Origin of the sequence: Streptomyces sp. NBC_00310, assembly GCF_036208085.1 — a bacterium.
Lineage (GTDB): Bacteria > Actinomycetota > Actinomycetes > Streptomycetales > Streptomycetaceae > Streptomyces.
The window spans coordinates 9,787,621-9,808,507 of record NZ_CP130714.1 but is presented as its reverse complement, the minus strand read 5'-3'; the positions used below and the strand labels follow the sequence as shown (position 1 = coordinate 9,808,507).

General features: G+C 68.5%; 17 protein-coding genes. 4 read left to right on the top strand and 13 right to left on the bottom strand.

Annotated features, from left to right (window positions below):
• Positions 1-18: 18 nt before the first annotated feature.
• The 4 genes from OG202_RS42790 to OG202_RS42775 form a co-directional block, all read right to left on the bottom strand.
• Positions 19-981: an NAD-dependent epimerase/dehydratase family protein gene (locus OG202_RS42790; RefSeq protein ID WP_327726625.1), complete on the bottom strand. Its 963-nt coding sequence runs from the start codon at positions 979-981 to the stop codon at positions 19-21.
• A complete protein-coding gene (locus OG202_RS42785) occupies positions 978-2,192 on the bottom strand; it encodes an acetyl-CoA C-acetyltransferase (protein ID WP_257562030.1) in 1,215 nt (404 codons plus the stop codon). Before OG202_RS42785 ends, OG202_RS42790 begins: the two co-directional genes overlap by 4 nt.
• Before the next feature lie 24 nt (positions 2,193-2,216).
• A complete protein-coding gene (locus tag OG202_RS42780; protein WP_326574332.1) occupies positions 2,217-2,960 on the bottom strand; it encodes an SDR family NAD(P)-dependent oxidoreductase in 744 nt (247 codons plus the stop codon).
• Positions 2,961-3,506: 546 nt separating this feature from the next.
• Positions 3,507-5,897 carry a SpoIIE family protein phosphatase gene (locus tag OG202_RS42775; RefSeq protein ID WP_328224498.1) on the bottom strand — a complete coding sequence of 797 codons (2,391 nt, stop codon included), beginning with the start codon at positions 5,895-5,897 and terminating at the stop codon, positions 3,507-3,509.
• Positions 5,898-6,489: 592 nt separating this feature from the next.
• On the opposite strand from OG202_RS42775, the gene OG202_RS42770 reads away from it, so the two are divergent.
• Both OG202_RS42770 and OG202_RS42765 read left to right on the top strand, forming a co-directional pair.
• Entirely contained in the window at positions 6,490-7,974 is a 1,485-nt protein-coding gene (locus tag OG202_RS42770; RefSeq protein WP_326574334.1) for an aldehyde dehydrogenase, read from the top strand.
• A gap of 99 nt (positions 7,975-8,073) precedes the next feature.
• The gene (locus OG202_RS42765; protein WP_328224497.1) at positions 8,074-8,955 is read left to right on the top strand and encodes an NAD(P)-dependent oxidoreductase; all 882 of its coding nucleotides are present in this window, start codon (positions 8,074-8,076) and stop codon (positions 8,953-8,955) included.
• Between the two features lie 122 nt (positions 8,956-9,077).
• Here OG202_RS42765 and OG202_RS42760 read toward each other — a convergent pair whose 3' ends face one another.
• The 8 genes from OG202_RS42760 to OG202_RS42725 all read right to left on the bottom strand — a co-directional run bounded on the left by OG202_RS42760 (position 9,078) and on the right by OG202_RS42725 (position 17,768).
• Complete coding sequence (locus tag OG202_RS42760; RefSeq protein WP_257562035.1) at positions 9,078-9,818, bottom strand: FadR/GntR family transcriptional regulator; 741 nt, start codon at positions 9,816-9,818, stop codon at positions 9,078-9,080.
• Between the two features lie 194 nt (positions 9,819-10,012).
• Positions 10,013-11,206, bottom strand: a complete 1,194-nt coding sequence (locus OG202_RS42755) for an acyl-CoA dehydrogenase family protein (protein ID WP_326574336.1) — start codon at positions 11,204-11,206, stop codon at positions 10,013-10,015.
• 119 nt (positions 11,207-11,325) lie between these two features.
• The gene (locus OG202_RS42750) at positions 11,326-12,789 is read right to left on the bottom strand and encodes an aldehyde dehydrogenase (RefSeq protein ID WP_326574337.1); all 1,464 of its coding nucleotides are present in this window, start codon (positions 12,787-12,789) and stop codon (positions 11,326-11,328) included.
• 58 nt (positions 12,790-12,847) lie between these two features.
• Positions 12,848-14,005: an acyl-CoA dehydrogenase family protein gene (locus tag OG202_RS42745; protein ID WP_326585514.1), complete on the bottom strand. Its 1,158-nt coding sequence runs from the start codon at positions 14,003-14,005 to the stop codon at positions 12,848-12,850.
• Between the two features lie 14 nt (positions 14,006-14,019).
• Positions 14,020-14,796, bottom strand: a complete 777-nt coding sequence (locus OG202_RS42740; protein ID WP_326574338.1) for an enoyl-CoA hydratase/isomerase family protein — start codon at positions 14,794-14,796, stop codon at positions 14,020-14,022.
• Entirely contained in the window at positions 14,784-15,986 is a 1,203-nt protein-coding gene (locus tag OG202_RS42735; protein ID WP_327726630.1) for a CaiB/BaiF CoA transferase family protein, read from the bottom strand. Before OG202_RS42735 ends, OG202_RS42740 begins: the two co-directional genes overlap by 13 nt.
• Before the next feature lie 52 nt (positions 15,987-16,038).
• Entirely contained in the window at positions 16,039-16,995 is a 957-nt protein-coding gene (locus tag OG202_RS42730) for an acyl-CoA dehydrogenase family protein (RefSeq protein ID WP_327726631.1), read from the bottom strand.
• A complete protein-coding gene (locus tag OG202_RS42725; protein ID WP_327726632.1) occupies positions 16,992-17,768 on the bottom strand; it encodes an enoyl-CoA hydratase-related protein in 777 nt (258 codons plus the stop codon). Before OG202_RS42725 ends, OG202_RS42730 begins: the two co-directional genes overlap by 4 nt.
• 220 nt (positions 17,769-17,988) lie before the next feature.
• Between OG202_RS42725 and OG202_RS42720 the strand changes: the two genes are divergently transcribed.
• Together OG202_RS42720 and OG202_RS42715 are read left to right on the top strand one after the other, a co-directional pair.
• Complete coding sequence (locus OG202_RS42720) at positions 17,989-19,488, top strand: 3-hydroxyacyl-CoA dehydrogenase (protein ID WP_328224496.1); 1,500 nt, start codon at positions 17,989-17,991, stop codon at positions 19,486-19,488.
• Positions 19,489-19,535: 47 nt separating this feature from the next.
• The gene (locus tag OG202_RS42715) at positions 19,536-19,685 is read left to right on the top strand and encodes a hypothetical protein (protein WP_327726634.1); all 150 of its coding nucleotides are present in this window, start codon (positions 19,536-19,538) and stop codon (positions 19,683-19,685) included.
• A gap of 187 nt (positions 19,686-19,872) precedes the next feature.
• Here OG202_RS42715 and OG202_RS42710 read toward each other — a convergent pair whose 3' ends face one another.
• Positions 19,873-20,736, bottom strand: a complete 864-nt coding sequence (locus OG202_RS42710) for a helix-turn-helix domain-containing protein (RefSeq protein ID WP_326574344.1) — start codon at positions 20,734-20,736, stop codon at positions 19,873-19,875.
• Positions 20,737-20,887: the final 151 nt, after the last annotated feature.

Here is a 20,887-nt window from a genome sequence, read left to right as displayed (position 1 = left end):
CCGATCTCTGGGTTCCGGTCACTGGGCTCGGTCGACGCCCTTGACGTCTTCGCGGTACCAGTCGACGAACTCCCGCAGGCCGCTGAGCAGGTCGGTCGTCGCGGTGAGGCCCAGCACCGAGGCCAGCCTCCCGGCGCTGACGTGCTGGTACCTGGTGCGCTCGGCACGCCAGTCGATGACGTCCGGATCGGAGCCCTCGACGCGTACCAGCGCGGTGTAGAGCTCCTCCGCCGTGACCGGCGTGCCGACGACGTTGACCGCCGTACGCTCGACGCCGGCCGCCTCGACCGCGCGGACCGTGGCCCGTGCCGCGTCGTGGACGTGGATGAGGGCATGCACGGAGTCCTTCTGCCAGGGCACCGACGGGCGTTCGCCGCGGTCGAGCGCGTCGAGGATGCCGATCAGGATGCCGGCGTTGCCGTCACGGTTGGCCCGCGGTCCGTAGATCGTGCCGTAGCGGAGGATCACGTACGGAGCACCGCCGGCCTGGGCGAAGGCCTCGGCGAAGGCCTCGGCGGCCAGTTTGCCCGCCGCGTACATGTTCAGGCCGCGACGGATCGACGCCTGGTCCTCGGTGAAGGGGGGCGCGGCCGGGTCGTCGAAGGGACCGTAGACCAGGTGGGTCGACCCGAGCACCAGGCGCTCGACACCGTGCCGGGCCGACAGGCTGATCAGGTCGTACGCCGCGCCCACGTTCACGTCGTGTGCGGCGCGCGGCGACGCCGAGGCGGCGTGGGAACGGACCGCAGCCAGGTGGATCACCGTGTCGCTGGTACTGACGGCCTTGTCAAGCGCGTCGGTGTCGCGCAGGTCCATGGGCAGGAACTCGACATGCTTCAGGGCGGCCAGTGCTTCAGCGCGCTCGGAGCGCACTACATCCGTGGCCACCACGTCGTAGTGGCCGGCCGCACTGAGTTGCTCGACCACGTGCGAGCCGAGGAATCCGGCGGCCCCGGTCACCAGGACACGTCGCCGGCTCATCGCGCGACCCGCTCGAAGATCGCCGCGATCCCCTGGCCGCCGCCGATGCACATGGTCTCCATTCCGTAGCGCGCGTCGCGCCGGTCGAGTTCCCGCAGCAGGTTCGCGAGGATCCGGCCGCCGGTGGCGCCGATGGGATGGCCGAGGGAGATACCCGAACCGTTGACGTTGACCCGCTCCAGGTCACCACTGCCGAGTTTCCACTCGCGCAGACAGGCGAGCACCTGGGCGGCGAAGGCCTCGTTGAGCTCGACCAGGTCGAGATCGGACCACTGGAGCCCGGCTCGTTCGAGCGCTCGCTGCGCCGCGGGTACGGGCCCTATACCCATACGGTGCGGCTCCACCCCGGCCAGCGACCAGCTCACCAGCCGGGCGTATGCACGCAGTCCGAGCTGCTCGGCGCGCTGCGGCGTCGTCACGATGGCGACGGCGGCCGCGTCGTTCTGGCCACTGGAGTTGCCCGCGGTCACGGTCGCCCCGTCGATGGTGCCCTCGAGCAGCGGCCGTAGCCGGGCCAGCGACTCGACCGTGGTCCCCGGCCGGGGGTGCTCGTCGGCGGTGACCGTGAGGTCGTCTCCCTTGCGAGCCGGCACCACGACCGGGATCGTCTCGTCGGCGAAGAGGCCGCGCTCCATCGCGCTGACGGCGCGGGCGTGCGAGCGGACCGCCCACTCGTCCTGTTCCGTGCGGCTGATGCCGTACTCGGCACGCAGGTTCTCAGCGGTTTCGATCATCCCGCCGGACACGGGGAAGCGTCGGCCGCCCGAGTTGCCACGCGGCTGGGCAAGCCGGTCGAGCAGCTGGGGCTGACGCCCCTGGTTCCATCGCATACCGGGGATGTAGTACTCGGCCTGGCTCATGCTTTCCGCGCCACCCGCCAGCACGAGTTGCGAGCCGCCGGTGGCCACCTGCATGCAGGCGTAGATCACGGCCTGCAGCCCCGATCCGCAACGCCTGTCGATCTGCAGGCCAGGAACGGTGATGTCCAGGCCCGCGTCCAGGGCGGCGATCCGGCCGATGGCCGCTGCCTCCCCGTTGGCGTAGCCCTGGCCGAAGATCACGTCGTCGATGGCGTCGGCGGTGACGCCGGTGCGGTCGACGAGGCCCTTGACCACCGTGGCGGCGAGGTGGGTGACCGGTACGTCCCTGAACACGCCCCCATAGCGCCCGACCGGGGTACGGACAGGCTCACAGATGACGGCCTCGAACATTAGTACGACTCCTTTGAGGCGTGGTCAGACGCTGGATTCTCCGCCGTCGATGGCGATGGTCTGCCCCGTCAGGAAATCCGGGGCGTCGAGGGACAGGTAGGTCACGAGATCGGCGAGTTCCTCGGGCCGCCCCATGCGCCGGGCGGGGATCCTCCGCACCACCTTGGCCACCGCGGCCTCGTCGTCACGCAGTTCGGCGTTGATGTCCGTCGCGAAGTAGCCCGGCGCCACAGCGTTCACCTGCGCTCCGAACCTCGCCCATTCCGCGGCCGCGGCACGGGTGAAGTTGATGACGGCACCCTTCGACGCGCCGTAGGCGGTGAACCCGGGCCGACCGAGCAGCCCGAACACCGAGGCGACGTTGATCGCCCGACCGGAACCCGTCGACGCGAAGTGCCGGGCCGCCGCCCGGCTGCACAGGAACATGCCGCGCACGTTGATGTCGAAGATACGGTCCCAGTCGCCCTCGGTCATGTCGGCGAGTTGCACCTGCGCGGTGACACCGGCGTTGTTGACGAGGACGTCCAGACGCCCGTACTCCTCCAGGCAGGTGTCGAAGAGGGCCTGGACCGACGCGGCGTCGGAGACATCGGTCGGCACGGCCAGCGCGGCGCCGCCCTCGTCGAGCACGGCGTCCCGGACTTCCGCCAGATGCTCGGGTGTACGTCCGGCGAGGACGACGGCGACCTTGCGGCGGGCCAGGCTGTGGGCGACGGCGCGACCGAGGCCTCGGCCCGCGCCCGTGACGATGGCTACCTGTGTGGACATGCCCACAAGATGTCTGACATTCAACTCACTGTCAAGATGTAAGCGAGTGGTTCCACAGTCAAGCGCATCGGCGTCTTGGCAGGTCGCGGCGCATCGAACCCGGCAGGCCTCCCCAGCCGACCGTGCCCAACGGTTCCAGCTCGCCGGGTAGGCGAGGCCCAGGCGTGCACGGCGCGCCGTACGAGTGGCCCTCACTCAGCCATGCGCGAGCGGAAAAAGAGAACGCCCGCCGTCGCCAGGATCTGCTCACTACCTCCTGGCCTGCGGCGTGCCACGCGGGCTGTCGGCCCGCTTCTGGCTGTGCACGCAGCGGCGTCTCTCGGCGACGCCTGAATTCTGACCCTCTGACGGCGGGACCAGGTCGTGGAAGCGTACGCAGAGTTCGACAGACAGTCCGCAGGCAAGGGCGTCATCGTCTTCGGACACAGGCTGGGCGGCCCTTCGGTTCCGTACCGGCCCTGCCCCCTCGGTGGCCCGGCGTACCGCATGTGCGCAACACCAAAGACGAAGCCAGCCACCTGCTGAACGAGTCTGCGTTCCCGCGGATCAGCCCGTCCGGAGGTCGACCGCTTCGTCCATCCGCACACCCGGCACCTCGGCGGGAGGCAGGGGCTGTTCGGCCCAGATGGTCTTGCCGTCGTGGGCGTAGCGGGTGCCCCAGCGGGAGGCGAGCTGAGCGACCAGGAAAAGGCCACGACCTCCCTCGTCGGTGGTCCGGGCATGGCGTAGGTGCGGGGCGCTGAGGCTGCTGTCGGAGACTTCGCAGATGAGCGTTTGGGTGTGGATGAGACGCATCGCGATGGGGCCACGTGCATGCCGGATGGCGTTGGTGACCAGCTCGCTGATGATGAGTTCGGTGGCAAAAGCGAGCTGTTCCAGGCCCCATTCGGCGAGCTGGCGGGTGGCGAGGGATCGGGCCTGGGCCACCAGGGCCGGGTCGGCCGCCAGCTGAAAGGAGGCGACCCGGTCCGCTGCCAGGACACGGGTGCGGGCGAGGAGCAGGGCCACGTCGTCGGAGCGGCGTTCGGCGACGAGGGCGGACATCACCGCGTCACCCAGCTGCTCCAGCGGTCGGCCAGGACCGGCCAGCACGCGGGCCAGCCGATCCAGCGCGGCGTCGACGTCGCGCCCCGGGTCCTGGATGAGACCGTCCGTGTACAGCGCGAGCAGACTGCCCTCAGGGAGTTGGTACTCGGCGGTTTCGAAGGGCAGGCTGCCCAGGCCGAGCGGCGGGCCCGGCGGGACGGCGTCGAGGAACTCCACAGCTCCGTCGGGGCGTACCAGGGCGGGTGGGGGGTGGCCGGCGCGCGCGAAGGTGCACAGGCGGGAGACCGGGTCATAGACGGCGTACAGACAGCTGGCGCCCTGACAGTCGGGATCCTCCTCAGCCAGGCGGACGACGAGATCGTCGAGGTGGGCGAGGACCTCGTCGGGGTCGAGGTCGAGATCCGCCAGGGTGTGGACGGCGGTGCGCAGTCGCCCCATGATGGCCGCCGCATGCAGGCCGTGCCCGGTGACGTCGCCGACCAGCAGGGCGACCCGGGCACCGGACAGGGACAGAACATCGAACCAGTCCCCGCCGGCGCTGGCGTGGGCGGCGGCGGGCAAGTACCGGTAGGCGGTATCCACCGCAGGAGAGTCAGGCAGTTCGCGCGGCAGCAGGCTGCGCTGCAGAGCGAGAGCGGTGGTGTGTTCGCGGGTGTAGCGGCGGGCGTTGTCGATACACACCGCGGCACGCGAACAGAAGTCCTCGGCCAGGGCCAGAGTCCCCTCATCGTACTGAGGGGAGTCGCGGTGGCGAGCGAAGACAGCCACACCAAGCGTGATCCCGCGTGCCCGCAGCGGCACGACCATGGCCGAGCGGGTGCCGGACGCACGTATCTTCTCGACGATGCGCGGATCGAAGGTCGACTGCTCGCCGTCATCCAGCTTCCGCATGAGTTCCGGCCGCCCGCCCACCAGACACCGAGCCTGTGGTGTGCCCGGGGAAAACGTCACCCTCTCGCTCACGACATACGCGGCCTCCGGATTCCCCGGCCGCACCGATCGGACTCCCGACCGGCGAAGCAGCGCCGGTGCGGCCACCGGCACGGGAGCCGGCTCCTCCCCGCGCACCGTGGCCTCCAGCAGGTCGACGACGGCGAAGTCCGCCAGCCCGGGAACGGCCACGTCGGCCAGTTCCTGCGCGGTGCGCTCCACATCCAGCGTGGTGCCCATCCGCGCCCCGGCCTCGGTCAGCAGTTCCAGCCGTTGCTGGGCCCGATAACCTTCGGTGACGTCGACGAACGTCTGGCACATACCGAGGACGTGGCCGGCCGAGTCCGTCAGCCGGAACGATGAGGAGGACCACATACCCTCGCGCTCCACGTCCGACGGGAGTCGACCGCGCACCGGGAAACCGATCTCCGGTTCGCCGGTGTCCCGCACCCGGCGCAGGCGCTCCTCGGCTATCTGGAAGTCGATCTCCGGTGCCACCTCGTGGTTGCGGCGCCCGATGATCCGCTCGGCAGGCAGGTCCAGATCGCGCATGGCCACGGCATTGACCGCGCGGAATTTCAGATCGGTGCCCACAACGGTGATGGAGATCGGGGCCTGTTCGAACAGCGCTTTGAGGACCGCCTGATCGAACTCCGACCGCTCCACCTGCCGCACGTCGACGGCGCCGACCGACCAGCCGGCCTGCCCCTGACCACCAAGCACGGGACGCACGCGCAGCGCGACCCGGACCGCATGCCCGTCTCGGTGTCTCATGGCCAGCACACCGTCCCAGCCCTGCCCGGCTCCACCCCGTCGGCGGCCGGCTGCCAGCGCCGCTTCACGGTCCGCCGGGGTGATCAGCAGATCCACCGCGGGCGTGCCATAGATGTCTCTCGCCCGATAGCCGAGGAGAGATTCCGCCTCCGGACTCCACAGGGAGATGCTGCCCTGGCCATCCACGACCGCAGTGGCCGTACATGGCCCCTGCAGCACATTTCCCGGTCCTGCGCCGAGGCACCGGTAAGCCGTCGGTACACCCATCCACATCAGCCCATTTCTGGCCATGCCGTTGCCTCTCATGGTAATGACTTAGCGGCGCCGTACTCGCGGAGACCGTCCCGGATCCGCGCGGCAACCATCAGCGAAGGAGAAATGCCTCCTTGGCTTTGGATGCGGGCGGCCACGGCGAGAGAGCGACGCCCGTACGCTCGCGCCGTTCTGTGCGGATCCTCCCGCCCGCAACGACCGGATCCAGCCGCGAAATCCGCAGGCTCACCTCCGGCGGTCGGCTTGAGCCCCGGGCCGCCCAATGACTACGGCTGCAGGCCAGGATCGCATGCACACTTGCCTTTGTCTGACAGTTGACCGACTGAAGGCCCAGAGCTAGATTCGCGAGGTGGGCAGCAGTTGCATGCCATTCGCCGAGTCGTCCTCGTACCGGTCCGGCCGTCTCACGGCCGCTCCTTCCTCCTCCGCGCCCCTGACGCGCAGGACCACTCCCGCTGCCCACCCCGGCGCCGCATGGCGCACACCCAGGAAAGGAAGGTCCAAGATGCCGATCGAGAGCTTCTCGATACTGATCGACGGTCAGTGGCGGGCGAGCGCCGACGGCTCGACGTTCAGGTGCACCAGTCCGTTCGACGGTGAGGACTGGGCGGAGGTGCCGACGGCGACCACTGATGACGTGGATGCCGCGGTGGCCGCAGCACGACGGGCCTTCGAGGAGGGTCCGTGGTCGAGCGCGACTCCCCTGGCGCGTGCGGGCCTGTTGCGCCGGTTGGGCGACCTGATCACACAGAGCGCCGCCGAACTGGCGACGGTGCAGGTACGCGAGAACGGCAAGCTGATCCGCGAAGTGGCCGACCAGGCGAAGGCACTCGCGAACCACTGCTACTTCTTCGCCGGGGTGGCCGAGAGCCCGATCGGTGAGACGCTGGCGACGAGCGTGCCGAACATGCAGGCGTTCACGATGCGTGAGCCGATCGGCGTGGTGGCCCTGATCACGCCGTGGAACAGCCCGCTGATGCTGTTGATGGCCAAGCTCGCGCCTGCGCTGGCCGCCGGATGCACGGTGGTGGTCAAGCCGTCGGAGGTGACACCGGTTTCGACGTTGGTGTTCGCACGACTGATCAAGGAAGCGGGCTTCCCCGACGGTGTGGTCAACGTGGTGACCGGGGCCGGCGAGACTGGAGCCGCCCTGGTGGCTCACCCAAGCGTGGACAAGATCTCGTTCACCGGTTCGACCTCGGTCGGCAAGCAGATCGCGGCCACTGCGGCCGCTCGGCTGGCCCGTGTGTCGCTGGAGCTGGGGGGCAAGTCACCGAACATCGTCTTTCCCGACGCCGATCTGGACAACGCCGTCAACGGTGTGATGGCCGGAATCTTCGCGGCCACCGGCCAGACCTGCATGGCGGGGTCCCGCGTCCTGGTCCACGACGACATCTACGACGACTTCGCCAAGGCGCTCGCCACCCGGGCGTCGCAGATCCGGCTGGGCGATCCGAGCGACCCGGCGAGCGAAATGGGGACGGTCGCCTGCCGAGCACAGTACGACAAGGTGCTGCGGTACATCGACATCGCCAAGGCCGAGGGCGCGGTGCTCGCCGCCGGAGGCAAGCGCCCGGACGATCCCGCCCTGGAGAAGGGGCTCTTCGTCGAGCCGACGGTGTTCACCGAGGTCACCAACGACATGCGCATCGCCCGGGAGGAAGTGTTCGGGCCGGTGGCCTCACTGATCCGGTTCCGTGACGAGGACGACGCCATCCGCATCGCCAACGACACCAGTTTCGGTCTGGCCGCAGGCGTCTGGACCCGAGACATCGCGCTGGCGCACCGGATGATCAAGCGCCTGCGCGCCGGCACGGTGTGGATCAACAACTACCGCAAGGTCAACTACGTCGCCCCGTTCGGCGGCTTCAAGGAGAGCGGCATCGGCCGGGAGAACGGCATACATGCCGTGAACGAGTACACCGAGGTCAAGTCCGCCTGGATCGACACCGGCAACACCATCAAGGACCCCTTCAACCCGCGGGCCTGACCCTGGGAAGCGGCCCGGAACCCGGCCCGCCCCTCCCCGCAAGCACGACCGACGGTCATGAGCTGGTCGACTCCGGGTCGGCCGTGAGGTAGTGAGGTAGTGAGGTACCCATTGTCCGAGAAACTGGGGTTCATCGGCGTTGGCCCCATGGGTTCGGCCATCGCGAGCCGTCTCGTGGCGGATCACGATCTGTACGTGAGCGATCTGAACCGGCAGGCTGCTGACGAGCTCGTGAGCCAGGGCGCCACTTTCATGTCGGCGGACGAGACAGCGAAGCGCTGCCTGTACGTCTTCCTTTCGCTGCCGGGACCGGCGAACGTGTTCGAACTCCTCCTGGGCGACCAGGGAATCGCACGGCACTTCGCGCCGGGAACTCTGGTCATCGACACGACCACCGGGGCACCTACGACGGACAGGGAGATCGTTCCCGCCCTCGCCGAACTCGGCGTCGACTTCGTCGACGCGCCGATCGCCGGGGGCGTCAAACGGGCCCGGGCCGGCACGGCCACCCTGATGGTCGGAGGCTCCGAGCAGGCGTTCGCCAAGGCCCGGGACCTGCTGATGGCCGTGACCCCTGATGTCTTCCACGTGGGTCCCGCGGGCACGGGACACGCGATGAAGCTCGTGAACAACCTGCTCAACAGCTGCAACCGTTTCGCCGCGCTCGAGGCCGTTCGTCTCGGGCAGGCGTGCGGAATCGACCAGGACACCGTGGTCGAGGTCATCAACAAGTCGAGCAGCCGGAACTACACAACGGAGAACACGTTCCCCCAGCTCCTCAGCGGCGGCTCCTACAGGGCACAGGGCTTCACGCTCCAGTTGATGCTCAAGGACCTCCACCTGGCCAACGAGATGGCGGAAAGCCTCGGGCACGCCACCCCGATCGGGCACCTCGTCGAGGAGTTCACCATGGAGGCCATTGACCGCTTCGGCCCCGACGCGGACCAGAGCCGGTTCATGGCGGAGTGGTACGCCGACTGACGCCGGTGATGCGTGTGCCCTCCCAGCCTGCCGGCTGGGAGGGCACACGCATGAACACCAGCTTTTGTGCGTGCATGAGCGATGCCGACTCGGACGAGTCACTCAGGTCGCCGTGCGTGGAACTATGCCTTGGGCTGGGCGGTCGAATAGCGCAGGACGTAGTCGAGGTGCGACTGCATCGCCTCCGCGGCCGCGTCCTCGTCCCCGGTCTCGATCGCAGCGAGGATCACCATGTGCTGCTTCACCGTCCGCTTCCCGACTTCCGCGGTCACGTCCAGGTACTGCGCCGGATGCGTCGCATCGTGCACCGCGGCGATGAACGCCGCCAGCAGCCGGTTGCCCGACGCCTGCCCGATCGTCGTGTGGAACGCCAGGTCGTAGCCGGGGATCCCCGGATCATCGATGGTCGTCGTCCTCTGCCGCTCCACGATCGACCGCAGCTCGCCCACCTGCTCCTCGCTCCGATGCCGAGCGGCCAGACGGGCGGCCGGGACCTCCAACACCCGCCGCACATCGGTCAGCTCGAGCATGTCCAAGGCACCCAGGCGCAAAATGGTGTCCACCGACTCACTCAGCATCCGGCTGAGCGAATCCGGAGTGACCGTGTTGACGAAACTCCCGCCGGCCATGCCCGGAATCTTCCGGATGAGGCCGCCGCTCACCAGCGCACCCAACGCCTCACGCACGGTCGGACGGCTCACCCCGAACTGCTTCGCCAGCTCCGTCTCCGGCGGAAGCTTCTCCCCCTGGGCGAAACGACCCTCCAGGATCGCCTCCCTGATCTGCTGCTCCACCTGATCACGCGGCCGCGTCACCTGTCGCGCCCGGAACTTCTCCGCCGCCCCAGACCCCGTTTCAGCCATACCACGCCTCCCCAACCGTCGACATGCCCGACGCCGTCACGTTCGGACGTACACAAGGCCTGATCCAAAGCCGCAGTATATGACCAGGGTCGGTAAATTGTCATACCGAAAAATGTCGTGCTTCAACCTGCTGATCGAGAGCCTCCCTACCGGACTACCGGTGGGGAGGCATGCGCCGGCTGTCCCTGGGCTCGTCACATCGCGTACTCCTTGAGCAGACTGCGGCCGATGATCATCTTCTGGATCTCGGACGTACCCTCGCCGATGAGCATGAAGGCCGCCTCACGGTAGAGCCGCTCGATCTCGTACTCCTTGGAGTAGCCGTACCCGCCATGGATGCGGAACGACGCCTCGACCACTTCCTTGCAATACTCGCTCGCGAGCATCTTGGCCATGCCGGCCTCGACGTCGTTGCGCCGGCCGGAGTCCTTCTTGCGGGCCGCGCGGACCATCATCGCGTGGGCGGCCTCGACCTTGGTCGCCATCTCCGCCAGGCGGAACAGGATCGCCTGGTGCTGCGCGATCGGCTTGCCGAACGTCTCACGCTGCTGCGCGTACGCGATGCCCAGTTCGAAGGCGCGAACGGCGATGCCGCACGCGCGCGCGGCGACGTTCACGCGGCCCACCTCGACACCGTCCATCATCTGGTAGAAGCCCTGGCCGGGCTCTCCCCCGAGGATCTGGGCGCCCTCGATCCGATGGCCGTCAAAGATCATCTCGGTGGTGTCGATGCCCTTGTAACCCATTTTGTCGATCTTTCCCGGGACGGTGACGCCCTGGGCGGTCTCGCCGAAGCCGGGCTGCTTCTCGACCAGGAACGTGGTCATGTTCTTGTAGACCGAGGCCGCGCCCTCATCGGTTTTCGTCAGCACCGCGACCAGGTTCGACGAACCGCCGTTGGTGAGCCACATCTTCTGGCCGGTGATCGAGTAGGAGCCGTCGGGAAGTCTGTCGGCCTTGGTGGCCACGGCCGAGACGTCGGAGCCGAGGCCTGGCTCCGACATCGAGAAGGCGCCCCGCACCTCGCCGGTGGCCATCCGCGGGAGGTACTTCCGCTTCTGCTCCTCGGTGCCGTGTTGCATCAGCATGTACGCGACGATGAAGTGGGTGTTGATCACACCCGAGACGCTCATCCAGCCTCGTGCGATCTCCTCCACGCACAGCGCGTACGTCAGGAGCGACTCACCCAGCCCGCCGTACTCCTCCGGGATCATCAGGCCGAAGACACCGAGCTCCTTCAGTCCCTCAACCATGTCGGTCGGGTACTCGTCCTTGTGCTCGAGTTCGGTGGCGACCGGCATGATCTTCTCTTCGGCGAACTGTCTGACCACCTTGAGGATCTCCCGCTGGTCCTCGGTCAGTTCATCGGTGTGGGCAAGACGATCCATCTGATGGTCCGTTCCTCTCAGTCCGGTGGCCACGGCGTCGTCCCGACAACCGCGACCCGTTGGTCAGCAGGGGCGATGGGTGCAGAGCGTTCGGGTTGTCCCGGGCCCAGCTCGGTCGGTCACGCGAACGATGTCGCCATGTCCGGGGGCAGCCCGATGGACTTCAACTCCGTGTATACGTCCAGCCCCTCGGGCCCGTATTCGCGCCCGATGCCACTGGCTTTGAACCCACCGAACGGTGCTTTGAGCCCGACCGGGTGCCCGTTCAGCTCCACGACACCGGTGCGGATCCGGCTCGCGAGTTCCAGCCCTCGGCGGGGGTCCGATGTGAACACTGCCCCGCTGAGACCGTAAGGCGAGTTGTTGGCGATCTCGACCGCCTCGGCTTCGTCCCGGTAGGTCATGACGGCGAGGACCGGCCCGAAGATCTCTTCCTGAGCGATCGTCATATCCGGCCGCACACCGGTGAAGAGGGTCGGCTCCACGAACCAGCCGCGGTCGAGACCCTCCGGACGTCCGCCACCTGTGACGAGGGTCGCGCCCTCCTTGAGACCGGTGGCGACGTAGTGCTCCACCGTCTCACGCTGCCGGTGGGAGACCAGCGGCCCGATCTGCGTGGCCTCGTCGTAGGGACTGCCCACGGGCATCGAGTCGATCAGGGAGCGGAGCCGCTCGACGAGCTCGGCCTGACGCGCCTCGGAGACAAGCACCCTGGTTTTCAGAGTGCACACCTGACCGTTGTTGCGGAACGCCCCGAGGCGCATCGCCTCGACGGTCCGGTCAAGGTCGGCGTCATCCAGAACGAGGGCGGCCGACTTTCCACCCAGCTCCAGCGTGACGCGCCGCAGATCGTGACCGCACAGCGCCGCGATCCGACGACCCGCAGCGGTTGATCCGGTGAAGGACACCTTGTCGACACCCTGGTGCGCGACGAGGTGCTCGCTGCTCTCGCGCTCCGCCGGAACGATGTTGACCACGCCCTCCGGGAACCCGGCCCGCTCGATCAGCTCGCCCAGGAGGTACGCGTCGAGAGCCGTCTGCGGGGCCGGCTTCAGAACGACCGTGCACCCCGCCAGCACGGCCGGAACGACCTTCTGGACGCTGATGCTCATGGGCACGTTCCAAGGAACGACGGCGGCCACAACGCCGACGGGTTCCCGGGTGACGAGCGCGCTGCCCGTCTCTGCCGTACGGATCGACCGGAACGGGTAGTCCAGCGCGAGATCGAGACACGCGTCGATCACCCGGACCGGATTGGCGGCCTGGATGGCGCGGGACTGCGTGATGGGACAGCCCATCTCGTCAGTGATGAGCTGTGCGATCGGTTCCTGCCGCTCGGCGAGCAGCCGCCGCAGTTCCCGTAGTACCGCCATGCGCGCCTCCAGCGGCATACGCGGCCACGGCCCGTTGTCGAACGCGTCACGTGCCGCGGCGACGGCACGATCGATGTCGCTCGAAGACGCCGAGGGAACCTCGGCGACGACCTCTTCCGTGAACGGCGACACGATCCTCAGATGCTCACCGTGTGCCGGAACCCACCGCCCTCCGATGAACAGGCGGTCGTAACGGCCCTCCCACATCATGGACCTCTCCTCGTGGACAAGACTCGTGTGAGTCGGCGGCGTCGGCAGACCTGCTCTGTCATGGCATCGCCGAGAGGCGGATGTCCCGGGCGACGAGCATGCTTTGGACTTGGTTGGTCCCGTCGTAAATCTCGGTGATCTTCCCGTCGCGCAGTCGGCGCTCCGCACCGATGTCGTCGCGATCTCCGTCCTCGCCGAGAAGTTCGACGCAGGCCGAGGCGACTCGCACGCCCAGGGTCGTGCAGTGCAGCTTGACCATGGCGACCTCGGCCGTGGGGTCCTCGTCGCTGGCGTCGACCAGATCGCAGACCTCCCTCAGCATCGACCGCCCGGCCGCGATCTCCGCCCGCAGGCGGGCCAGTTCGAACTGGAGGTCCTGGGCACCGCGGGTACGGGAAGAGAGGAGATCTCGCTCCGCGCAATAGCGCACGGTGGCGTCGTAGGCACCCTGTGCAAAGCCCACGCCCTGGGCTGCGGCGCTGATACGCGACTTCGTGACCGACCGCAACAGCAGGGGGTAGCCCTCGCCCTCGGCGCCGAGGCGCGCTTCCACGGGGATCCGGCAGTCCTGGAATCCGAGCGTGACGGTAGAGGCGCCCTTCTGGCCCAGCTTCTTCATCGGCTTACCGGCCTCGAGACCCCGTGCGTACTCCGTGTCGACGAGGAAGGCCGTGATGCCGTCCTTGCCGCGACTCGGGTCGACCGTCGCGAAGAGCACGATGACATCGGCGACATCGCCGTTGGAGATGAACGTCTTCTCGCCGTTGATCACATAGGAGTCGCCGTCACGGCGCGCCTTCGTACGCATCGACGCGACGTCCGATCCCGCCTCGGGCTCGGTCAGGGCGATCGCTCCGATGGCCGTGCCCTCGCAGAGCGCGGGAATCCACGCCTCGTGCTGGTCGGGCCGCCCTTGGAGGTGGATCGGGTGGGCGCAGTGCATCTGGGTCATGTAGACCGTCGAGGTCGATCCACAGGCGGCCGCGATCCGGGACAGTGCCTCGGCGTACGTCGCCGTGGACGTGCCTCGCCCTCCGAGCGAGGTCGGGATCAGAAGCCCGCCGAGACCTGCCTGGGCGAGCGCCTGGACGGACGCCGAAGGGAAGGAACTGTCCCGGTCCACGGCCACTGCGGCCGGCGTCACGGTGTGCGCGATGACGCCATCGAGGAGTGAGAGGACGGTGGTGCGGTCCGCCGAGGGTGGATGCTCAGGCACAGTGTTCAATTCCGTCACTCCTCGGTGAAGACGGGCTCGCGTCGCTCGGCGAAGGACGTGATGCCCTCCTGGCCGTCGACGGAGGCGATCGAAAGGGCGGCGAGTGCCGCCTCGTGTTCCAGGGCTGGGCCGGACGTGCTCTGCCGCGCGGCTTCGAGCAGGTTGGCCAGACCGGTGCGGCTCCCGGACGCGATCAGAAACGCCGTCTCCGCCACCTCACGGGGCAGTTCGGCGGTGGGAACCGGCGGGACCGACAGCAGACCGATCTGCCAGGCACGCTCGGCGTCGATCCGGCTGCCGGTGAGCATCAGATGGAAGGCCGCCGCCTTGCCCACGGTTCTGGGCAGCCGCTGGGTGCCCCCGAATCCCGGGATGCAGCCGATCCGTGCTTCCGGGAGGCCGAACTGACTGCGGTCCGAGGCGATCACCACGTGGCACGCCAGCATGAGTTCGAATCCGCCGCCGAGGGCGAAGCCGTCGACCTCGGCGATCACCGGAACGGGTGAGCGCTCGATCGCGCCGATCGCGCGGTGGCCCCGCCGGATGAAGGCCTGCGCATGGTCGGCGTCGAGGCCGCGGATCTCCTCAAGGTCGGCGCCGGCACTGAACGCCCGGTCACCTGCGCCTCGGATGACCAGGCACCGGATTCCGTTGTTCTCCTCAGCGACCCGCCGGACCTCCTCGGCCAGTGCGTCCAGTACGGAGGTGTTCAGGGCATTGAGCCGGTCCGGCCGGTTCAGGGTGATCGTCCGCACCCGCCCGTCGTCGTCCACCCCGATCAGGGAACCCATACGACACCCGCCTCCGCGAGATCGGCGATCCGCTCGTCGTCGAATCCTGCACTTGTAAGGATGTCGCGCCCGTGCTCGCCCCGGAGCGGCGCCGGCAGGCGGGGCGCCCGACTCCTCTGCGAACCGAGACGCCACGGGCTCGCGACGCCCCGGAAGACGCCCGCACGCGGATGCTCCTGGCTGACGATCGCCTCGCGAGCCTCCACTTGAGGGTCGTCGACGACTTCGGACAGCGAGTTGATCCGCGCACACGGTACGCCGACGTCCTGAAGAGCCTTGAGAGCTTCTTGCGAGGTCCTCGTGGTCAGCACCGACTGGAAGGCGTTGACGACCTCGTCCCGGCGCGCGCGGCGTCCGGCGTTGGTGGCCAGGTCGGGCCGCTGGGCCAGCTCGTCCAGGCCCAGTGCCGCGCAGGCGTGGAGCCAGATCTTGTCGTTGCCCACGGCGACGACGATGGGGCGGTCGCTCGTCCGGAACGTCTGGTAGATCGCGACCACCGAGTCGGTGCCGCCGCAGGGGCGGGGTTCGGGATCGCCCGCGAGGAAGCTGGCGATCCGGGGGGACATGAAGGCGAGGTCGGCTTCGAGCAGGGCGACGTCGATGATCTCGCCGACGTCGTGCCTCTGCTGCCTGACCAGTGCGGCCGCGATGGCGTACGCGGCGACGGTGCCGGCCGCGACATCGGACAGAGCGGTGCTGACGCGCTGCGGTACTCCGGCGTCACCGGTGACGCTCATCATCCCGGAGCGGGCCTGGGCGATCAGGTCGTATCCCGGGAGCGCGGCGTCAGGGCCGTCGAGCCCGAATCCCGACAGCGCGCAGATCACCAGCCGGGGAAAGCGTTCACGCAGTGCGTCGAGCCCCAGGCCGTGCCGCTCGAGCTTGGCCGGATTCAGGTTCTCGATGAACACGTCCGCGGTCTCCAGCAGCCGGAAGAGCACCTCACGGCCCTGCTCACCGCGTATGTCCAGGCACAGGCTCTTCTTGTTGCGGTTGACCGACAGGAACCACGCGGCTTCGCCGTTGAGGAAGGGTGGTCCCCATCCACGGGCGTCGTCTCCGCGCACGGGCTCGATCTTGATGATCTCCGCTCCCATGTCGCCGAGGTACATGGAAGTGGTCGGTGCTGCGTAGGACGACGAGATGTCGACCACGGTGATCCCGTGCAGCGGGCCGGCAGACGCGTTCATGAGGCCTCCTTCCTCGGGTGGTGCTTCAGGGGCGCGGAGTGTGCGAGAGCCTTCACGTATCGCCCCCGGGCTTGCCGAGGCGTCGAGAGGCGACCTGCGCCAGGACGGTCCGGCGGCCGCCGCCGCGGGCCCGGAGGCTGATCGCGTCGCGCAGCAGACCGGCCACGGGGTATTCGTCGATGTACCCGTAGCCGCCGTGCACCTGGATCGCGTCCAGGCAGACGTCGACGGCGGTCCTGCCCGCCTGGGCCAGCAGCTCTGCCGTGTCGAGGTCGCCGGCGACCGCGCCGTCGAGCATCGCGTGCACCGTGCGGACACGGATCCGCATCTCGGCCAGGATCGCGCGCAGACCCGCGAAGGTACCGATCGGGGAACCGAACTGACGCCGCTCACCGGCGTACGTCTCCGCCGTGTGCAGCGCTGTCTCGGCGAGGCCGAGGGCCGCAGCGGAGGTGAACAGGTCCCAGTCGCGCGCGGTGCGCCTCGTGACAGCCTCCGGCAGCGTCACGACCGTGTCGTCGAGCCGGACCGTCCGCAGGGCGGCTTCGCGCAGTCCGCTGCGCCGTGTTCCCTCGGGCTCCCCCACCAACGCGTCCCGGCGGGCCAGCACGGCCCGTCCCGTGGAGCGGTCCAAGAGCACCACCGCGCCGGGCGCGAACAAGGTCGGCACAGTGGCCGTCCACGGGTCGGGTGCGGTGGGATTGGTGACCGCAGAGGTTACGTCCCGCACTTCGCGGCCGTCCTCGTCCGAAGTGGCGAGACCACGTTGCGCGGTGAACCGGCCCGCGAGGGCGAACGCGGCTGCGGGCGAGAAGTGCGCGGTCGTACGCACGGCTGCGACGAGCCAGTCGACGGCGTCGTCGAGCTCGGCCGCCTCCTGTGCCAGATCGAGGACATCCGCCGCGGCGAGCGCGGCGCGAATGGCGTGGGCGTCGCTCCACTCCACCGACACAAGACGCTTCGTCAGCACCTCGAGGAAGTCGTCGAGTTCCGCATTGCGCCCCGTCATCGGTAGAACCTCTCGCGACGGGGGTCGCGGCGCTCCTCGAAGGACTCCGACATCTCGGCCGCCTCCTGGGTGTTGCGGTAGGCGGTGAGCAGGAGGTCGTGTGCGAGGCGTGCCTGCCCGACGACACCGGTGTGGCGGCTGGAGAAGGCGGTCTTGAGGGCGGCCAGCGCGAACGGGCCGCGTCGACGCAGGTCCTGCGCGACCTCGACAGCGCGGTCGAGGACGGGGCGGCCGGTCACCACCTCGTTGACCAGGCCCATGTCCAGGGCTTCCTGCGCGGGGTACTTGCGGTTCAGGTACCACATCTCCTTCGCCCGCCGCCGCCCGATGGTCTCCTCGAGGTACCAGGTGCCGAAGCCGGCGTCGAAGCTGCCGACCATCGGACCCACCTGGCGGAACACGGCGTGGTCGGCGGCGATCGAGAGGTCGCACACGACCTGGAGCACGTTCCCCCCGCCGACGGCGTATCCGTTGACCGCCGCGATCACCGGCTTCGGCATCGCGTCGATGAACTCGTAGAGATCGATGACCGGCATCACGCTGGAGTAGTCGAGCGACGTGGGCTCCTCGTGCTCTCCCCCGATACAGAAGAACTTCTCGCCCGCGCCGGTGAGGATCGCCACGTCGATGTCGGGCGACTGCCGCACGTGCTGAAACGCTGCGAGCAGCTCACGCGCTGTTTCGAACCTCAGCTTGTTGGCCCGGTCGGGCCGGTTGATCGTGATCACCGCGACGCCGTCATGGACGGCGACGGTGATGTCCTCGTAGCTCATGGACTCAGCTCCTGGTTCGACGAGTCGGCCCGTACGGAATGCGACTGGTTCGCGTCACGGCGCGTTCACCTGACGAACACCTCACACCCTGATCTGTTTTTCATACACCTGCAAAAGTTTGACATTACGATACTCTGTCGAGGAACCATGTCAAGGATCTTGGGGATCGTCCGCGGCACTACGGCGGCGGCGATCCACGGACGACGCCGAGGAGCCCCTGATGTCACAACCACTGGCCCACATCTGCGTGATCGGAGCGGGCACGATGGGCCGGGGGATCGCGCAGGTCGCACTCGCCTCCGGTCACCCGGTGCACCTGGTCGACCCGGACGAGGCGCAGCTGAAGGTGGCCGGGTCCGACATCACCGCACGTCTCAGCCGGAGAGACCCGGCGGCACCCGCCCTGGTGAAGGCACGGCTGCGTACCTTCACCGACCTCACCCAGACGCCGACGGACGCACCCACGGTCGTCGTCGAGGCCATCCTCGAGCGCCTCGACATCAAGCAGGCGGTTCTGCGGCGCGCCGCAGAACACTTCGGACCGACGTGCGTCCTCGCGACGAACACCTCGTCGCTGTCGGTCACCGCCATCGCCGCCGGCACGCCGGATCCGTCACGCGTGGTCGGCATGCACTTCTTCAACCCCGTCCCCGTCATGAGGCTCGTCGAGGTCGTCCGGGGCCTGCAGACCTCCGACGAGGTCGTCGACACCGTCGCCGAACTCGCCCTACGCTGGGGTAAGTCGGTTGCCCACGTCCGCTCGGTACCCGGGTTCATCGTCAACCGGGTCGCCCGGGCCTTCTACGGGGAGTCCCTCCGACTCGTCGAGGAGCGTGCGTCCACTCCGGAGACGATCGACGAACTCATGCGCTCCGCCGGCGGATTCCGCATGGGCCCGTTCGAACTGATGGACCTCATCGGCAACGACGTCAACTTCGCGGTGACACAGTCCGTCTGGACGTCGTACCACTACGACCCGCGTTTCGCACCCTCCCTCATCCAGAGCGAACTCATCGCCGCAGGACGGTTCGGTCGCAAGACCGGCCAGGGTTTCTACGAGTACGGTGAGAGCGCCGAGCGAGCACGTCCCCTCGCCGCGGAAGTGAAGGCCGAAGCAGTGACAGGCGCCACGCGAGTGGTCCTGCACGGGTCGGACGACCAACTGGAGGCCGTGCTCACTCGTAGCGGCCTCGAGTTCGGCCGGGAGGTAGGCGACACCGCCCGCATCGAATTCGTCAGTCTGGGGTCCGTCATGGTCACTCGCGGCCGGAGCGCACGCGAGGAGTCCGCCCGGCGAAGCGAGCCTGTACTCCTCCTCGATCGCTGCCTGGATCCCTCGACGGCGACGGCTCTCGCCCTCGCCTCCGCCGATGCCGCCCTCACGGACGTCGTCGTCGCCCTGCTGGATCGCGCCGGCATCCACGCCTTCCCCATGGCCGACATCCCGGGGCTCGTGGTCGCCCGAGTTCTCTCGATGATCGCGAACGAGGCATGGGAGACGGCCCACCACGGGGTCGCGACCCCGGACGACATCGACCTCGCGATGCTCCTGGGCACCAACTACCCCATAGGCCCGTTCGCCTGGAGCGCGCGGTGGTCCACGCGCAGGGTGCTCGAGCTGCTCGACGCCCTCTGGTCGTCGTACCACGACCCGCGATACCGGGCCAGCCACGCCCTGCGGGCCGAGGTGCAGACCATCTCCCACGACGGCCTCGGCTGACGGCATCATGGGGTAAGTGGCTGTGCGGGGAAGGGGTCCCTCCCTGGATGTTTGCAACCAGGGAGGGACCCCTGCTCTCCGCACCCGCCCACCACCAGGGAGAGATCCGGGAGGACGCCGACCTGGAAGCAGCAGTGACCATGCGGCTCGGCTGGTACTTCGCCGACTGCAGGGCCGGACGCCGGCGCCGACCCTAGGGCGTGCAGGCCAGAGCTCACCCTGGCCGCCCTTCACCCACCTGACACTCGCTCTCTGTGAACCGGCTGTCTCGCTCGCGGTGACGTCGGCAAACCTCCGGACCACGCCTCGAAGGCGCCGCGCCGCCGGCGAAGTGGGCGGCGCCTGAGTGGGGCGAACCGGATTCGCCCGCGCGCGATGTCGTCGTCAGTTCGCCGTACCGGGGGCGGCCGGGTGCCCGTCAGCCACCCAGGCCGCAAGGCTGCGCAGCCTGTCGTGCGTGGCCGTGTCGGGTGCGGGCGTCCAGATGGTCAGTTGCTGATCGGGGTCGGTGCTGCACGTCAGGGTGTCCCATTCGAGGGTGAGTTCGCCGACGATCGGATGGTTCAGCGTCTTCGCACCGACCTTCCGGGCCGCCACGAGGTGCTCGGCCCACCACCGCCGGAAGTCCGCGTCCCGCTCCGACAACTCGTCGACCAGTGCGGCGAGTCTCGTCGAGCCGGGGTTGCGGGCCGCTTCCCTGCGCAGTTGTGCGACAGCGAGGCGGGCCGCGGCCTCCCAGTCGGCGTACAGGCCCCTCATGCGGTCCGAGAAGATCATCTTCGCGTAATTGCGGTCCCCTTTCGGGATGCGCCCGAAGTCGCCCACCAGGGCAGCACCCATCTCGTTCCAGGCCAGCACGTCCATCCGGCGTCCGAGGACCATGGCCGGGATGGACATGAGGTCGTCGAGCAGCCGCTGCAGTTGCGGGTTGACGACCTGAGCCTCGGGCGGGTGCGGGCGGCCGGCGTCCTTGCCCGCCAGTTCGAAGACGTACTCCCGCTGGTCGTCACTGAGCTTCAGCACTCGGGCGATGGCCTCCAGCACGGGCTCGGAGACATGCATGCGTCCCTGTTCCACCCGTGTGTAATAGTCGGTGCTGATCGCGGCCAGCACTGCCACTTCCTCCCGGCGCAGGCCGGGGACTCGACGCGGCGCTCCCGAGTCGGGCAGCCCCACGGACCGGGGAGTCAGCTCCGCACGCCGGAGTTTCAGGAAGTCACCCAACTCATGGGGTGCACTGCCAGTCATGTCAGCCAATCTCACAGGGATGGGGCCCCTGGCCGGGGCGAAGCGTCGCTCCACAGATGTGCTTGTGGCGCACTTGCTGGACGGAAACGTCTGCGGATCGAGCGTGTTCAGCGGTCAAGGTTCCGCGAGGGCGGCGGGTTCGGCTGCGGGA

What these genes read in the sequence shown, in the direction of transcription:
- OG202_RS42790 (WP_327726625.1), bottom strand. Translation starts at nt 981, where the DNA reads ATGAGCCGGCGACGTGTCCTGGTGACCGGGGCCGCCGGATTCCTCGGC.
- OG202_RS42785 (WP_257562030.1), bottom strand. Translation starts at nt 2,192, where the DNA reads ATGTTCGAGGCCGTCATCTGTGAGCCTGTCCGTACCCCGGTCGGGCGC.
- OG202_RS42780 (WP_326574332.1), bottom strand. Translation starts at nt 2,960, where the DNA reads ATGTCCACACAGGTAGCCATCGTCACGGGCGCGGGCCGAGGCCTCGGT.
- OG202_RS42770 (WP_326574334.1), top strand. Translation starts at nt 6,490, where the DNA reads ATGCCGATCGAGAGCTTCTCGATACTGATCGACGGTCAGTGGCGGGCG.
- OG202_RS42760 (WP_257562035.1), bottom strand. Translation starts at nt 9,818, where the DNA reads ATGGCTGAAACGGGGTCTGGGGCGGCGGAGAAGTTCCGGGCGCGACAG.
- OG202_RS42755 (WP_326574336.1), bottom strand. Translation starts at nt 11,206, where the DNA reads ATGGATCGTCTTGCCCACACCGATGAACTGACCGAGGACCAGCGGGAG.
- OG202_RS42750 (WP_326574337.1), bottom strand. Translation starts at nt 12,789, where the DNA reads ATGATGTGGGAGGGCCGTTACGACCGCCTGTTCATCGGAGGGCGGTGG.
- OG202_RS42740 (WP_326574338.1), bottom strand. Translation starts at nt 14,796, where the DNA reads ATGGGTTCCCTGATCGGGGTGGACGACGACGGGCGGGTGCGGACGATC.
- OG202_RS42735 (WP_327726630.1), bottom strand. Translation starts at nt 15,986, where the DNA reads ATGAACGCGTCTGCCGGCCCGCTGCACGGGATCACCGTGGTCGACATC.
- OG202_RS42730 (WP_327726631.1), bottom strand. Translation starts at nt 16,995, where the DNA reads ATGACGGGGCGCAATGCGGAACTCGACGACTTCCTCGAGGTGCTGACG.
- OG202_RS42725 (WP_327726632.1), bottom strand. Translation starts at nt 17,768, where the DNA reads ATGAGCTACGAGGACATCACCGTCGCCGTCCATGACGGCGTCGCGGTG.
- OG202_RS42720 (WP_328224496.1), top strand. Translation starts at nt 17,989, where the DNA reads ATGTCACAACCACTGGCCCACATCTGCGTGATCGGAGCGGGCACGATG.
- OG202_RS42715 (WP_327726634.1), top strand. Translation starts at nt 19,536, where the DNA reads ATGTTTGCAACCAGGGAGGGACCCCTGCTCTCCGCACCCGCCCACCAC.
- OG202_RS42710 (WP_326574344.1), bottom strand. Translation starts at nt 20,736, where the DNA reads ATGACTGGCAGTGCACCCCATGAGTTGGGTGACTTCCTGAAACTCCGG.